The following is a 14339-nucleotide window of genomic DNA, read 5'->3' as shown; positions in this document are numbered from 1 at the left end:
GCCCGCCCCATCGGCCGGTTTTCGGATTCCCGGTCAGCAACATGAGCTGGCAGGAGGCGCTTGCCCATGTGAGCGATGTCGCGGCCTCATCGGCGGGTCAGACACAGATATTCTTCCTCAACGCGAACAACGCCAACATCACCTTCATCGACCCCGAATACCGGCAAGTACTCGAGGGACGTCTCATCCTGCCGGACGGGATCGGCATGGATATCGCCTCGAAGTCTTTTAACGGCGTGCCGTTTGCGGCAAATCTGAACGGAACGGACTTTGTCCCTGCATTGCTCACCTACATGGCGGCGAAACGGCGCATCGGCCTCATCGGCGGCCACCCGGACGTCCTGTCGACGGCTGCGGCGCGGCTGCGCGAACACAGTCCCTGGCATGAAATCATCGAGATCGCCGACGGCTTCTTCGACAAGGACGACAGTGGCGCGGTGCTGGAGAAGCTCGCCGCAGCAAAGATAGACGTCCTGCTCGTTGCGATGGGAACGCCGCTCCAGGAAAAGTGGATCGGCCGCCATATCACCGAGGAACATGCGCGCGTGGTGATCGGGGTCGGTGCGCTCTTCGACTTCCTCGCCGGGCGGGTACCGCGTGCGCCGGAATGGGTACGGCGGTTGCGGTGCGAATGGGCCTACCGGCTCTGGATCGAGCCGAAGCGTCTCTGGTACCGCTATGTTGTCGGCATCCCCGTCTTCCTCTTCAGGGTCGCGTGGCACAAGATTGTCAACCGGGGTCCGCAAGAGCCCGGCTCCGCCGCCCGCTGATGCGCGGACTTGCCGCCGTGTGACACCCGGTTTCCGCTTGCAATTGCCGTTTTTTGACACCATAGGGCGGACACAGGCAAACGGCGCTACTTCCCGGACGCTAGCTTTGCCGGCAGTGAACCAACGTGAAGGGGATGAGCGTGACGACGGTTATTGACGGCAAGAAGGCGGCAGCTTCGGTCATCGAAGCGGTGACGAAGGCGGCGACGGATCTGGAAAAGGAGACCGGCAGGCGCCCGGGACTGGCGGTCGTTCTGGTCGGCACCGACCCGGCGAGCCAGACCTACGTGGCTTCCAAGAGCCGGATGGCGAAGGAATGCGGCTTCACCTCGGTTCAGCATACGCTGCCCGAGGAAACGACGCAGGAGGCGCTGATGGCGCTGGTCGCCGAACTCAACGCCGACCCCTCCGTGCATGGTGTGCTCGTCCAGCTGCCGCTCCCCAAGCATCTCGATTCGGAAAAGGTCATCCAGTCGATCCTGCCGGAGAAGGACGTTGATGGCCTGCACGTCGTCAATGCCGGCAAGCTTGCAACCGGGGACAGCGAAACCGGGCTGGTCTCCTGCACGCCGGCCGGTGCGATGATCCTTGTCCGCTCGATCCACGGCCGCGATCTTTCCGGCCTCAATGCGCTTGTCATCGGCCGGTCCAACCTCTTCGGCAAGCCGATGGCCCAGCTCCTGCTCGCTGCCAACGCGACCGTCACCATCGGCCATTCGCGCAGCCGTGACCTGCCGGCGCTCGCCCGCAACGCCGATATCCTTGTGGCGGCGGTGGGCCGGCCGGAGATGGTCAAGGCCGACTGGGTGAAGCCGGGCGCAACTGTAATCGACGTCGGCATCAACCGCATCGCCGCACCGGAGCGGGGCGAGGGCAGGACGCGCCTCGTCGGCGATGTCGCCTTCCCGGAATGCTCACCGGTTGCAGGTGCCATCTCGCCGGTTCCCGGGGGCGTCGGGCCGATGACGATCGCCATGCTGATGGCCAATACGGTGATCGCCGCCTACCGTGCGGAAGGCAAGCCGGCGCCGAAATTCTGACTTTGGGCTTCGAGCGGGCCGGATGCTCAGTGCGGCGCCGGTCCGGTGGAGGCCCGGATGACGAGATCCGCCTTCCAGAGCTCCTGCTCCGCGGGCTGCGGGTCTGTCCGCTTGATCTGCGCGATCAGCCGCTCCGCGATGCGGATGCCGGCGGCCCTCAGTGATGAACGGGTGGTCGTCAGCGGTACCGTGAAGTTTTCCGGCTTCAGAAGCGGCAGGACGTCGTCGTGGGCGACGAGCGAGATATCGTGCCCGAGCCGGAGGCCGGCGAGATTGATCGCCCGGACCGCACCGAGCGCCAGCACGGTACTGGCGCAGAGCACGGCGGTCGGCGGGTTCTCTTCGCGCAGCAGCGCCGACATCTGCCGGAAGCCCTGTTCGTCGGTCATCGCCGTGTGGTGGGTCAGAGCGGGGTCAAGTGTCAGACCGCGTGCCTTCAACGCCGCCTTCGTCCCCACTTTGCGGCGGATGGCGAAATCGAGATCCCGCGGGCCGTTGAGAAGGGCGATCCGCCGGTGGCCGAGGTCGAGCAGGAGGTCGGTCGCGTCCCGGAACGCACCCTCGTTGTCGACGTCGAGATAGGGATAATCCTCCTCGATCCCGTGCGAGCGCCCGTGGATCAGGAAGGGCACGCGCAGCGACTTCGCCATAGCAATGCGGGGATCCTGTTCTCGCATGTACGCGAGGTAATACCCGTCGACACTGCCGCTCGACACCAGCCAGCGTATCGCCTGCTCTTCTTCGCGCGGATGGGCGGGCATGATGACGAAGTGGAAGTCATGCTTCAGCGCTTCCTCGCCGATACCGGCGAGGAATTCGCCGAAATGTACGTCCGAGGCGTGTCCGGCGGCAGTCGGCATCACGAGGCCGATCGAGCCCGCTCTGCCGGTCGCAAGCCGCTGCGCCGCCCGGTTCGGCCGGTAGCCGGTTTCCGCTGCGGCCTTGAGTACGCGCTTTCGCGTCTCCTCGTTGACCTCGGGATAGCCGTTGATCGCCCGGCTGATCGTCGTCTGCGACAGGCCGAGAAGTTCCGACAATTGCTTGAGGTTCACGGTCCTCCACTCCTCCCAGACGCCGTCGCGTCGGCCGGACAGGATGCCGGTCCGCCGCAACGTTCGGCCTATTTAGCAGCAGGTCGGGGGCTGACAACAAGAAAATAAACGGGCAATCTCGGGTTGTTTGAGGGATTGCGAAATCACGTGCAGTCTGGACGCGGCCTGATGAAAAGCGCTTGACTCTTTTTCCCGCAAGGTGAAATGACTGAGGAGCCAAAGCGCTTTGAATGACCCGCTTATTGATAATTTGGCCCGTCGGATCAACCGTCGGAATGTGTGATGGGAGGTAAGATCACATGAAGAGAGCCTTTACGCTGGGCGTCGCCGCACTCGCCCTGACCGCCGTGACCGCCGGTGCTGCGGAGCTGAAGTTCAAGCCCGGCGAAGACAGCAAATTCAACTGGGCAAGTTATGAAGAGCTGAAGAAGACGCAGCTCAAGGGCGAGCAGATCACCATCTTCGGGCCCTGGCTCGGGCCGGACCAGCAGCTCGTCGAAAGTGTTCTTGCCTATTTCGCCGAGGCGACCGGTGCTGACGTGCGTTACACCGGTTCCGACAGCTTCGAGCAGCAGATCGTCGTCGACCTCGAGGCAGGCTCCGCCCCGAACATCGCGATCTTTCCGCAGCCCGGCCTGGCATCCGACATGGCAAAGCGCGGCTTTCTGACCGATCTCGGCGACGACAACGCTACTTGGCTCAAGGACAACTATGCGGCCGGCCAGTCGTGGGTCGATCTCGGTACTTATGCCAGCAAGGACGGCGCGAAGCATTTCTACGGCTTCCCCTTCAAGACCGACCTGAAGTCCCTCGTCTGGTATTCGCCGGAGAATTTCCAGGATGCCGGCTATGAAGTGCCGAAGACAATGGAAGACCTGAAGGCGCTGACCGAAAAGATCGTCGCCGACGGTGGCACACCGTGGTGCATCGGTCTCGGTTCGGGCGCGGCCACGGGCTGGCCGGCGACGGACTGGGTCGAGGATCTCATGCTGCGCACCACCACGCCGGAAAACTACGACAAGTGGGTTTCCAACGAGATGAAGTTCGACGACCCGGTCGTCGTCAACGCCATCAACGAGTTTGGCTGGTTCGCCAAGAACGACAAGTTCGTGGCCGGCGGTGCGAGCGCAGTCGCCTCGACCGATTTCCGCGATTCTCCGAAGGGTCTCTTCTCTTCGCCGCCGCAGTGCTACATGCACCGCCAGGCGTCCTTCATCCCGTCCTTCTTCCCCGAAGGCACGGTCGTCGGCGAGGATGCCGACTTCTTCTACTTCCCGGCCTACGCCGACAAGGATCTGGGTAATCCGGTTCTCGGTGCCGGCACGACCTTCACCATCACCAAGGACAGCAAGGCCGCCCGCGCCTTCATCGAGTTCCTGAAGTCGCCGATCGCGCACGAGATCTGGATGGCACAAAAGGGCTTCCTGACCCCGTACAAGAAGGTCAATACGGAAGTCTTCACCGATCCGACCGTCCGCAAGATGAATGATATCCTGCTGCAGGCGACCACGTTCCGCTTCGACGCATCCGACCTGATGCCGGGTGCCGTGGGTGCTGGCAGCTTCTGGACCGGTATGGTCGACTTCGTCGGCGGCAAGTCTGCCGAAGACGTCGCCGCGTCCATCCAGAAGTCGTGGGACGCCATCAAGTAAGCTTGTACACGCAAGAATGCCGCTGACGGATCGTCCGGGGATCAGTGTCCCGGACGATCTGGACAGCCGGATGGCACGCGCCGGGGGAGGACATCATGCATCCAGCATTGCAGGCTTTGATAACGATCGTCATCGGTGTCGGTGGCTGTGTCTCCTATTTCTACCTGTCGAACGTTTTCCTCGACCGTGTTCTGTTCCCCGCCTCCGGCCCAAAGGCCGGGCGCAACATCAACCGGGCCAACATGGTCCGGCCGTGGCTCTTCCTGTTTCCCGCGCTCTTCGCGCTCGGCCTCTATCTCGCCTATCCCGTCTTCGCGACCTTGTGGCTCTCGCTCACCGATCGCAGCGCCGGCGGCGCCTTCGTGGGGTTCGCCAATTACGAGCGGATGGCGAACGAGCCCAAGTTCTGGGAGGCAATCAGCAACAACATGCTCTGGCTGATCGTGGTGCCGGCGGCATCCACCGCCTTTGGCCTGCTTGCCGCCCAACTCACCGACCGCATTTCGTGGGGTAGTCTGGCGAAGTCGCTGATCTTCATGCCGATGGCGATTTCCTTCGTCGGCGCTTCGGTCATCTTCAAGCTGGTCTACGATACGCGGCCTGCGGGACAGGAACAGATCGGTATTCTCAATGCGATCTGGCTCTCTTTCGACGGCGGCTGGGGATCCCTCCTCGTGCTGCGTCTTCTGCCGGTGCTGATCCTGCTCGCCTTCGCAGTCTTCGTGATCTACGGAATCTATCAGGCGCTTCGGCCGCTGGTATGGGGCGTGGGCTATCATGGCGGAAGCTCGTGGTGGGGCGTGCCGGTGCGCATCGCCATCACCGTCGCGGGCGCCTGGCTTTGCTATCTTTCGCTTCGCTCCGTCTATTCGCTCTTTGTCTACGACTTCCCCTATGGACAGCCCCAGACCTGGCTCACCATTCCGTTCTGGAACAACTTCTTCCTGATGGTGGTGCTCATCTGGATCCAGACAGGATTCGCCATGGTGATCCTCTCGGCCGCACTCCGCGGGATACCGGAAGAGACGGTTGAGGCCGCCGTCATCGACGGCGCCAATGATTTCGAGATCTTCTTCAAGATCAAGGTGCCGCAGATCATGGGTACGGTGGTCGTCGTCTGGACCACGATCACGCTCGTCGTCCTCAAGATCTTCGACATCGTCTATGCCATGACCAACGGCCAGTGGCAGACGCAGGTTCTCGCCAATTACATGTACGACAAGCTGTTCCGCGCCAATGACTGGGGCGTCGGCTCGGCGAGCGCCATCGTCATCATGCTGCTGGTGCTGCCGATCCTGGTCTGGAACGTCTACAACGCGCGCAAAGAAATGCGCTGAGCGGGGGCTGGAACAATGGCATCGGTTGCAGGAAAGAAATCCGGCCTCGTATGGGCGGTCCACATTTCGGTTCTCGTTCTCGTCGTGCTCTGGTTGCTGCCGACGGCGGGCCTTTTCATCTCGTCCTTTCGCACCGCGGACCAGATCGCGAGCAGCGGCTGGTGGAGTTCCCTGTTTCCCCAAGAGCAGAACCTCGTCTTGCGCACCGCCGCACCCTCCGCGCAGAAGCAGGAAGGTAGCCTCTACGTCCTTTCTGGCAATATTCTCGCGGACAACAAAGCATCCGCCGAGATGAACATTTCCGCTTGGGGAACGTCGTCGCGCGCCATCAGCCAGTACGTGCCGGGCGAAACCGCCGATCTCGGCGAGAACGGCCGCGTCACGCTTCAGGCTAACGGTGACTACCGTGTCGAGAGCAGCGTCGAATTCACCGGCAGCCGTGGTCCGCGCCTGTTCGTGACCGCGACCGTGCCGCCGAAGTTTACGCTGGATAACTATCGGCATGTCCTGCTTTCCGGGTCGACGACGGACTCGATGGCCAATGCCTTCTTCAACACGCTGACGGTCACGATACCGGCCACGATCATCCCGATCCTGATTGCCGCCTTCGCGGCCTATGCGCTCGCTTGGATGGAGTTTCCGGGCCGCGCACTGCTGATCGCCGCCGTCGTCGCGCTGCTCGTCGTTCCGCTGCAACTCGCGCTGATCCCGCTCCTCCGGCTGCATCTCGCCATCGGTATCGGCAAGGGCTATCTCGGCGTCTGGCTCGCCCATACCGGGTTCGGCTTGCCGCTGGCGATCTACCTGCTCCGCAACTACATGGTCGGCCTGCCGCGCGACATCATCGAATGCGCGAAAGTGGACGGCGCCACCGATTTCCAGATCTTCACGCGCATCATATTGCCGCTTTCATTTCCCGCGCTCGCATCCTTCGCAATCTTCCAGTTCCTGTGGACCTGGAACGATCTCCTGGTGGCCAAGGTTTTCCTGATCGATGCCACCGGAGAGACCACCGTGATGACCAACCAGATCGTCGAGCTTCTCGGGACCCGCGGCGGCAACTGGGAAATCCTGGCGACGGCCGCCTTCGTTTCCATGGCTGTGCCGCTGGCCGTCTTCTTCGCGATGCAGCGCTATCTCGTTCGCGGTCTGCTTGCGGGCTCGGTCAAGGGCGGCTGAGCGGCGGCGGACGAAATGTACAATCCTGAAGGAAGAGAAATGACCGTAATGACAGAGGCGACGCTTTCGCCCGACAAGGACTGGTGGCGCGGCGCGGTGATCTACCAGATCTATCCGCGCTCGTACCAGGACTCGAACGGCGACGGGATCGGAGACCTCAAGGGGATCACCGCGCGCCTGCCGCACATCGCAGCCCTCGGTGCCGACGCCATCTGGATCTCTCCCTTCTTCACCTCGCCGATGAAGGATTTCGGCTACGACGTCTCGAACTACACCGACGTCGATCCGATGTTCGGATCGCTGGCCGATTTCGACGCGATGATCGCCGAGGCCCATCGCCTCGGCATCAGGGTCATGATCGACCTCGTCATCTCGCACACGTCCGACAAGCATCCGTGGTTCGTCGAAAGCCGTTCCAGTCGCATCAATGCGAGATCAGACTGGTACGTGTGGTCGGATCCGAAGCCGGACGGCACACCTCCGAACAATTGGCTGTCGATCTTCGGCGGGTCCGCCTGGCAGTGGGACCCGACCCGCATGCAATATTACATGCACAACTTCCTGACTTCGCAGCCGGACCTCAACATGCACAACCCGCAGGTCCAGGACGCGGTGCTCGATGCCACCCGTTTCTGGCTACAGCGGGGCGTCGACGGCTTTCGCCTCGACACGATCAATTTCTATTTTCACGACAAGCTTCTGCGCGACAATCCACCGCTCGCCCCGGAGCGGCGCAACGCCTCCACCGCGCCGGCGGTCAATCCTTACAATTTCCAGGATCATCTCTACGACAAGAACCAGCCGGAAAACCTCGAATTCCTGAGGCGTTTTCGTGCGCTGCTCGAGGAGTATCCTGCGATCGCCGCCGTCGGCGAGGTGGGTGACAGCCAGTACGGGCTGGAGATCGTCGGCCAGTACACCTCGGGCAACGACAAGATGCAGATGTGCTACGCCTTCGAGTTCCTGGCGCCCGAGCCGCTGACGCCGAAGGTGATCGCCGAGACCCAGAGAGCCTTCGCGCTTGCCGCGCCGGAAGGTTGGGCTTGCTGGGCCTTTTCCAACCACGACGTCGTGCGTCACGTGAGCCGTTGGGGTGCCGACGTTGCCGACCGCACCGCGTTCGCCAAGTTGATGGCTGCCATCCTGATGACCCAACGCGGTTCGGTTTGCATCTATCAGGGCGAGGAACTAGGACTCACCGAGGCCGACATTGCCTTCGAGGACCTGCAGGATCCTTACGGCATCGAGTTCTGGCCGGAATTCAAGGGCCGTGACGGCTGCCGCACACCGATGGTCTGGGACAATCTCGCGGCCCAGGCGGGTTTCTCCACCGCTGCCAGGACCTGGCTGCCGATCCCCGTCGAGCATGTTCTGAATGCGGTGAGCGTGCAGGAGGGCCGGGAGGATTCCGTGCTCGAGCAGTACCGCCGCTTCCTTGCGTTCCGCCGCGGGCACCCGGCACTCGTCAAGGGCGCGGTCGAGTTTCATACGATCGGCGAGACGGCGCTCGCCTACAGCCGCATTTTCGGCGACGAAACCGTCCTCTGTGCGTTCAACATGAGTCCGGAGGCGGCGGCACTGCCGCTGCCGTCCGGCGATTGGACGGCGCTCGAAGGGCACGGCTTCGCAGCCGAAGTCATCGATGGCAATATCAAGCTTCCGGCTTGGGGCGCGTTCTTCGCGCGTCGCAGCTGACCGAGAGAGGGGGAGTTCATGGCAGGCCTCGTACTGAAGGATATCCGCAAGAACTACGGACAGGTCAAGGTCCTGCACGGCATCGACCTGGAGATCGAGCAGGGCGAGTTCATCGTCTTCGTCGGTCCGTCGGGATGCGGCAAGTCGACCTTGTTGCGCATGATCGCCGGGCTCGAGGAGGTGACGTCCGGTGAACTCGTCATCGACGGCGAGGTCGTAAACGACGTCCCGCCATCGAAGCGGGGCATCGCAATGGTCTTCCAGTCCTATGCGCTCTACCCCCACATGACGGTCTACGACAACATGGCCTTCGGCATGCGGATCGCGGGCCTGCCTCGCGACGAGATCGACAAGCGGGTGCGGTCTGCCGCCGATATCCTGCAACTCGGTCCTTATCTCGACCGGCTGCCGAAGGCACTCTCCGGCGGCCAGCGCCAGCGTGTCGCAATCGGCCGCGCGATCTGCCGCGATCCCAAGGTCTTCCTCTTCGACGAGCCGCTCTCGAACCTCGACGCGGCACTGCGCGTGGCGACCCGCATCGAGATCGCCAAGCTCAACGAGAGCATGCCGGATACCACGATGATCTACGTCACCCACGACCAGGTCGAGGCAATGACGCTTGCCGACCGCATCGTCGTGTTGTCGGCGGGCCGCATCGAGCAGGTCGGTGCGCCGCTCGAGCTTTACGAGCACCCGGCCAATCTCTTCGTCGCGCGGTTCATTGGCTCGCCGGCCATGAACATCATGCCGGCAACGATCGTGGAAACTGGCAAGACGACGACGATCGCGCTCAAGGACGGCAGTATGGTTTCGGTCGACATCGAGACGCCGGCCGCCGACAAGGGGAAGAAGGCGAGCTTCGGCGTCAGGCCCGAGGACCTCAGCGTCGCGGACGGCGAGGCCCAGCTTTTCGAGGGCAGGGTGAGTCTCGTCGAGGCGCTCGGCGAAGTCACGCTGCTCTACGTCGATGGTCCGGTGGAGGATGAACCGATCACGGTCAAGCTGCCCGGCGTCGTCGATATCACGAAGGGCGCTACGCTTCGGTTCGCCGCAGACCGGCCGAAACTGCATCTCTTCGACGAGAGCGGGCACAGCTACTACAAGGGTTGACCACGCGACGTTAACCTCTCGTTTGCCATGATGCAGAACCGGGACGGAACCCACCGCCGAGCCTTTGCCACGTCACGTTCTGTTAAACCTAGAAGAGCTATTTTTCCTTCAGACATGTGAAGGGGAACCGAGATGGGAAGCTTTTCGGGTGGCGTGAATTACCTGCAACGGGAAGAATCCTTCATGTACGACCGCGAAGGGCGGTTCCGCATGGAAGACACCCGCAATGCCGCGCGCATCGAGTATACCGAAAAGGGCGTCATGCACATGGCGGCGCGGCGCTGCGACGTCATCCGGATTTCCCGAAGCAGCGCTATCCTCGGCCTGCTGACTCAGTACACGCTGCCGCAGCAGTTTTACCTCGATATCCCCGATGCGCGGATTTCAAAGATCGGCTGTGTCCTGATGAAGGTCTTCGTCAACAATACGATCGAGGTCCGTTTCCTCCGTCTGTTGTCAGAGAAGGAGCTCGACCGGATCTTCGTCTTCTCGACTCATCCGGCCCATCGAGACAAGGTGCTCGACATACGTTCCTGGTAAAGTTCCAGGTCGCTTCGATGTGATCGTAAACAATTGGAAGGCCGTGCCTGTGCACGGCCTTCCGCTTTCTGGGCTTGGCACGCCCGAGCCCGGTTTCTGAGCTGCGACACACTTCTTCTCGGCGCGTAAACCTCTTGGTTACCAACTTTCTTCATAGTTTAGCTTGTCCGAAAGGCGCTGCCCCCCTTTGGCCACAACCGGATCATCAATTCGGCAAAGTTGCTGGGCAGGAGCGGCGGATGAGTTTTGTGTCCGGTAGCGAGTAAGAGTATGTCGTCGTCGAGTAAGTTGCGTCGCCATCAGAACAGTGCCCTTCGAAGCGGCGGCCTGTCGCGCAAGTCTCTCATCGTCGCCGGACTCCTGAGCGCCGGTGTGGTGGCGACGCTCTGGACCACGGCGGTCATTGCGACGGTCCACACCATGGGCGGCTCCGATGAAGCCGGATATCGGCGCGGCACCGGAGCGGGGCTCGCCCTCATGCTCCACGATCCCGCGCTCGCCGCTGCCACACCTTCCAAGACCTCCCGTCCGCCGGCGCCTCCGGCCGCCATCGAGGCGGCGAAGATGCGGATCGCTGCCGCTGTTGCTGGCACCGATGATGTCGAGTTCGCCGTCCTTCCCGATGCGATGAGCCTTGCCTCCGTCGACAAGTCCGATCGTCTCGACTGGTCGCGGGTCGGCGTATCCCCGGACGAGCAGGCGCTGGCCGTGCTGAAGAAGGCTCTCGCTCGCGCCGACGGTGAGCGGGTGGCGAGACTTGCGCTTGCGGCCGAGCTCGAAAAGGAGCAGGCAATACTCGCCAAGGCGCAGATGACGGCCTCCGCCGCCGCGACCAATGACGAACTCACCACGGGCTCGATCCCTGCCGCAAACGGTACGGCAACCGCGCTCGCCTATGCCGCACCCACCTCGGCACACGAGACGGTCGATAGCGCGCTGGTCGAGGATGCCTTCGGCGATGTGCTTGCCGGCGGCGAGGAAATCGACAATGGCTTGCCGGAAGACGGGCCTCTGCCCGCTGCGCGCCCACGGATCGCGGCGCCCGCCGCCAAGGCCGAAGTCGAACAAGACACCAAACCGGCGAAGTCGCCGCTCCTCACCTATGCCAAGCCTTCGAAGTCGATCATCGAGGAGGACGAGGATCGCCCGTCGATCTTCGGCCGCAAGGCGCAGCTCCCCGGCCGTGGCAACCGTATTGCCGTCTATGACATCTCCGCCGGCGTGGTCCATATGCCGAACGGCGAGAGGCTCGAGGCTCATTCCGGCCGCGGTTCCTATCGCGACAATCCGAAATACGTGCACGTGAAGAACCGTGGCTCTACGCCGCCGAATGTCTATAGCCTGCGCATGCGCGAGTCCCGCTTTCACGGGGTCGAGGCGATCCGTATGACGCCGGTCGGCGACGCCAAGATGTTCGGCCGTGACGGCTTTCTCACCCACACCTACCTCCTGAGGGTGCGCGGCGACTCCTCCGGCTGCGTCGTCTTCAACGACTACAATCGCTTCCTGAAGGCCTTCAAGCGCGGCGAGGTCAAGACCCTGATCGTCGTACCAAGGATGGCCGACCTCAATCGCTACATGGCGATGCTCTGAGGGACTACACCGCGATGCGGGTCCGCTCCTGTCTCGCCTCGCCGGCGATCGCACCGGGCGAACGCCCGGTCACCCGTTTGAAGGCCCGTGAGAAGGCCGCCTGCGAACCGTAGCCCAGCCGATGGGCGGCGGTTTCGATCGGCATGCGGTCGCGGCTGATCCATTGTGCGGCAAGCCGCATACGCAGCTCGGTGAGATAGCGCACCGGCGTCATGCCGGTGACCGCAAGGAAACGTTCGGCGAAGACGGAGCGTGATGCGCCCATGAGCTTCGCCAGTTCCGCAAGCGTCCAGTCGCGACCGGGCTCGCGATGGAGTGCGACCAGCACGCGCCCGAGACGCGGATCGCGCAGCGCGGCGATCCAGCCGGTCGCGTCGCCGCATCCGCATTCCACCCATGCTCGGACGATGGAGGCTGCGACCACATCTGCGAGGCGGGCGAGAATGCCCGCATAGCCGGCGCGGCCCTGGCTGACTTCCCGTGCCATCGCCTCGAGCATCGGCAGGATCTCCGGATAGCGCACCATGATCGTGCCCACACGCATGACCTCGGGCATCAGCGCCACGAGAGGGTGCATGCCGCCGAGATCGAAATCCATGCAGGCGGAGAAGATCAGCACGGGCTCCTTCTCGCTGCAGGCACTTTCATCGCAAGCCCTGATGTCGCTCACCATCGAGCAGAGAGGCTCCCGCCGTAGCGAGGCGAGCTCGGTGCAGGGTTGGGAAACGTCCGGTGATGAACCGATCACGTGAAGGCCGCCACGCGGCAGAAGCGCCGCATCACCGGCCTTCATTTCGTGCAGCACGCCGCTCGGCGCTCGCAACGCGATCGACCCACGCGCCACGAACAGGAATTTGGCGCGACTGTCGCCGTCGCCGAAGGCATAGGCAAATGGTGGCGAGAGCTCGATGCGGCGGTAGTCGACGCCCACGAGCCGCATGCCGAGCAGCAGCTCGCTGACGAGGTCCGTGTCGAGTAAGCCGGACGGAGCTGAATTGTCGGACTTTCGATCAAGCATAGCGGACTATGTGACATAGAAAGTCCGGAGAGTCCAGCCTAGCTTTCTTGCGGTGTAACTCCTCCCATCGCGAAAGGACAAACCGATGACTTCCACGACCAATCACGACCGCGGTGCAGGCGGGCGGCAAGTGCCGGCCTGGTCGGCGGTCGCTTCCATGACGATCGGTGTTTTCAGCCTGGTGACCGCCGAATTCCTGCCGGCGAGCCTCCTCACTCCCATCGCGGCAGATCTCGCGATCAGCGAGGGTTCGGCCGGGCAGGCGGTGACGACCACCGCGCTCTTCGGTTTCGTCACCAGTCTGCTGATTACCGCTGCCGCGCGCAGTGCCGATCGTCGCAAACTGCTGATGTTCTTTTCCGCGCTGCTGGTCACCTCCAACCTCTTCGTCGCCTTCGCGCCGGGCCTGCCGTTGCTGCTCTTCGGCCGTGTGCTTCTCGGAGTGGCGCTCGGCGGATTCTGGGCCATGTCGACCGCCGTCACGATGCGGTTGGTGCCGCCGGTCCTCGTGCCGAGGGCGCTCGCCATCCTCATGAGCGGGGTGTCGGTCGCGACCGTGCTCGCGGCGCCGGTGGGTAGCTATCTCGGCGACCTCATCGGCTGGCGCGACGTCTTCCTGCTCGCCGCCGCGCTGGGGCTCGCGGCCCTGCTGGCGCAGTGGCTGACCCTGCCGAGCCTGCGTCCGACCGGTACGGCAAAACTCGGCACACTGGTCGAGGTGCTCCGCCGACCGGGTATCGGTCTCGGCATGCTGGCCGTGCTCCTCGTCTTCGGCGGCCACTTCGTCTTCTTTACCTATCTCCGCGCCTATCTGGAGAGCGGCAGCGGATTTTCGATCGCCTCTATCTCGACGATTCTGCTCGGCTTCGGCGTCGCCAATTTTCTCGGCACGCTTCTGGCCGGCAGGCTCGTGCAGAAGAGCCTGCGCCTGACGCTGGTCATGGCGCCGCTTCTCATGGGCACGCTGGCGGTGGCGATCGTCGCGATCGGTACGAATCCGGTCTTCGACGTTCTTGCGGTCGTGCTCTGGGGTCTGTTCTTCGGCGGTGTGCCGGTGGCCTGGTCGAGCTGGATTGCGCGCACCGTGCCGGACGAGGCCGAAAGTGCGGGGGGCCTCTTCGTCGCCTCGATCAATTTCGCGATCGGCCTCGGCGCCGGATTGGGCGGCGTGGTCTTCGACTTCGGCGGTGGCATGGCGACGACCGCCATGAGCGGGATCGTGCTGATCCTCGCCGCCTTCAGTATCCTTGTCGGAGTACGCTCACGGGCGCCGGTGCCTGTGGCAGTCTGAGATCAGGTTTGGAAGAAGGTGAAGGGCGGGTCCGTGTGACCCGCCCTTCCTCATGCGTTCAG

Annotated in this window: 12 protein-coding genes; 10 read left to right on the top strand and 2 right to left on the bottom strand. The window is 63.1% G+C overall.

What is annotated here, in order from left to right; all coding sequences use genetic code 11:
* The first annotated feature begins 41 nt into the window (after window positions 1-41).
* Together H4I97_RS14020 and folD are read left to right on the top strand one after the other, a co-directional pair.
* Window positions 42-770, top strand: coding sequence for a WecB/TagA/CpsF family glycosyltransferase (locus H4I97_RS14020; RefSeq protein ID WP_244658655.1), 729 nt, complete (start codon window positions 42-44; stop codon window positions 768-770).
* A gap of 140 nt (window positions 771-910) precedes the next feature.
* Window positions 911-1810 carry a bifunctional methylenetetrahydrofolate dehydrogenase/methenyltetrahydrofolate cyclohydrolase FolD gene (gene folD, locus H4I97_RS14015; protein WP_182305269.1) on the top strand — a complete coding sequence of 300 codons (900 nt, stop codon included), beginning with the start codon at window positions 911-913 and terminating at the stop codon, window positions 1808-1810.
* Between the two features lie 26 nt (window positions 1811-1836).
* On the opposite strand, the gene H4I97_RS14010 is transcribed toward folD, so the two are convergent.
* Window positions 1837-2862, bottom strand: coding sequence for a LacI family DNA-binding transcriptional regulator (locus H4I97_RS14010; RefSeq protein WP_182305268.1), 1026 nt, complete (start codon window positions 2860-2862; stop codon window positions 1837-1839).
* Between the two features lie 299 nt (window positions 2863-3161).
* On the opposite strand from H4I97_RS14010, the gene H4I97_RS14005 reads away from it, so the two are divergent.
* The 7 genes from H4I97_RS14005 (at window position 3162) to H4I97_RS13975 (ending at window position 11968) form a co-directional block, all read left to right on the top strand.
* Entirely contained in the window at window positions 3162-4514 is a 1353-nt protein-coding gene (locus H4I97_RS14005; protein WP_182305267.1) for an ABC transporter substrate-binding protein, read from the top strand.
* Window positions 4515-4609: 95 nt separating this feature from the next.
* Window positions 4610-5851, top strand: a complete 1242-nt coding sequence (locus tag H4I97_RS14000) for a carbohydrate ABC transporter permease (protein ID WP_182305266.1) — start codon at window positions 4610-4612, stop codon at window positions 5849-5851.
* Window positions 5852-5866: 15 nt separating this feature from the next.
* Complete coding sequence (locus H4I97_RS13995; protein ID WP_182305265.1) at window positions 5867-7030, top strand: carbohydrate ABC transporter permease; 1164 nt, start codon at window positions 5867-5869, stop codon at window positions 7028-7030.
* Between the two features lie 39 nt (window positions 7031-7069).
* Complete coding sequence (gene bglA, locus H4I97_RS13990; RefSeq protein ID WP_182305264.1) at window positions 7070-8725, top strand: beta-galactosidase BglA; 1656 nt, start codon at window positions 7070-7072, stop codon at window positions 8723-8725.
* An 18-nt stretch (window positions 8726-8743) separates the two neighbouring features.
* Complete coding sequence (locus H4I97_RS13985; protein WP_182305263.1) at window positions 8744-9835, top strand: ABC transporter ATP-binding protein; 1092 nt, start codon at window positions 8744-8746, stop codon at window positions 9833-9835.
* A 132-nt stretch (window positions 9836-9967) separates the two neighbouring features.
* On the top strand, window positions 9968-10375 hold the full coding sequence (locus H4I97_RS13980) for a hypothetical protein (protein ID WP_182305262.1): 408 nt from the start codon (window positions 9968-9970) through the stop codon (window positions 10373-10375).
* Window positions 10376-10645: 270 nt separating this feature from the next.
* Window positions 10646-11968, top strand: coding sequence for a DUF2778 domain-containing protein (locus H4I97_RS13975; protein ID WP_182305261.1), 1323 nt, complete (start codon window positions 10646-10648; stop codon window positions 11966-11968).
* Window positions 11969-11972: 4 nt separating this feature from the next.
* Here the strand turns inward: H4I97_RS13975 and H4I97_RS13970 are convergent, their stop codons facing one another.
* Window positions 11973-12986: an AraC family transcriptional regulator gene (locus tag H4I97_RS13970; protein WP_182305260.1), complete on the bottom strand. Its 1014-nt coding sequence runs from the start codon at window positions 12984-12986 to the stop codon at window positions 11973-11975.
* Window positions 12987-13071: 85 nt separating this feature from the next.
* Between H4I97_RS13970 and H4I97_RS13965 the strand changes: the two genes are divergently transcribed.
* Window positions 13072-14277, top strand: a complete 1206-nt coding sequence (locus tag H4I97_RS13965) for an MFS transporter (protein ID WP_182305259.1) — start codon at window positions 13072-13074, stop codon at window positions 14275-14277.
* Window positions 14278-14339: the final 62 nt, after the last annotated feature.

The organism is Ciceribacter thiooxidans (assembly GCF_014126615.1).
In the GTDB taxonomy this organism is placed as follows: domain Bacteria; phylum Pseudomonadota; class Alphaproteobacteria; order Rhizobiales; family Rhizobiaceae; genus Allorhizobium; species Allorhizobium thiooxidans.
This window is presented reverse-complemented; position numbering and strand designations above follow the sequence as displayed.

Bases quoted from the DNA above. Each gene is read 5' to 3' on its own strand.
- H4I97_RS13985 (WP_182305263.1), top strand. From the start codon at position 8,744: ATGGCAGGCCTCGTACTGAAGGATATCCGCAAGAACTACGGACAGGTC.
- H4I97_RS13975 (WP_182305261.1), top strand. From the start codon at position 10,646: ATGTCGTCGTCGAGTAAGTTGCGTCGCCATCAGAACAGTGCCCTTCGA.
- bglA (WP_182305264.1), top strand. From the start codon at position 7,070: ATGACCGTAATGACAGAGGCGACGCTTTCGCCCGACAAGGACTGGTGG.
- H4I97_RS13980 (WP_182305262.1), top strand. From the start codon at position 9,968: ATGGGAAGCTTTTCGGGTGGCGTGAATTACCTGCAACGGGAAGAATCC.
- H4I97_RS13995 (WP_182305265.1), top strand. From the start codon at position 5,867: ATGGCATCGGTTGCAGGAAAGAAATCCGGCCTCGTATGGGCGGTCCAC.
- H4I97_RS14020 (WP_244658655.1), top strand. From the start codon at position 42: ATGAGCTGGCAGGAGGCGCTTGCCCATGTGAGCGATGTCGCGGCCTCA.
- H4I97_RS13965 (WP_182305259.1), top strand. From the start codon at position 13,072: ATGACTTCCACGACCAATCACGACCGCGGTGCAGGCGGGCGGCAAGTG.
- H4I97_RS14000 (WP_182305266.1), top strand. From the start codon at position 4,610: ATGCATCCAGCATTGCAGGCTTTGATAACGATCGTCATCGGTGTCGGT.
- H4I97_RS13970 (WP_182305260.1), bottom strand. From the start codon at position 12,986: ATGCTTGATCGAAAGTCCGACAATTCAGCTCCGTCCGGCTTACTCGAC.
- H4I97_RS14005 (WP_182305267.1), top strand. From the start codon at position 3,162: ATGAAGAGAGCCTTTACGCTGGGCGTCGCCGCACTCGCCCTGACCGCC.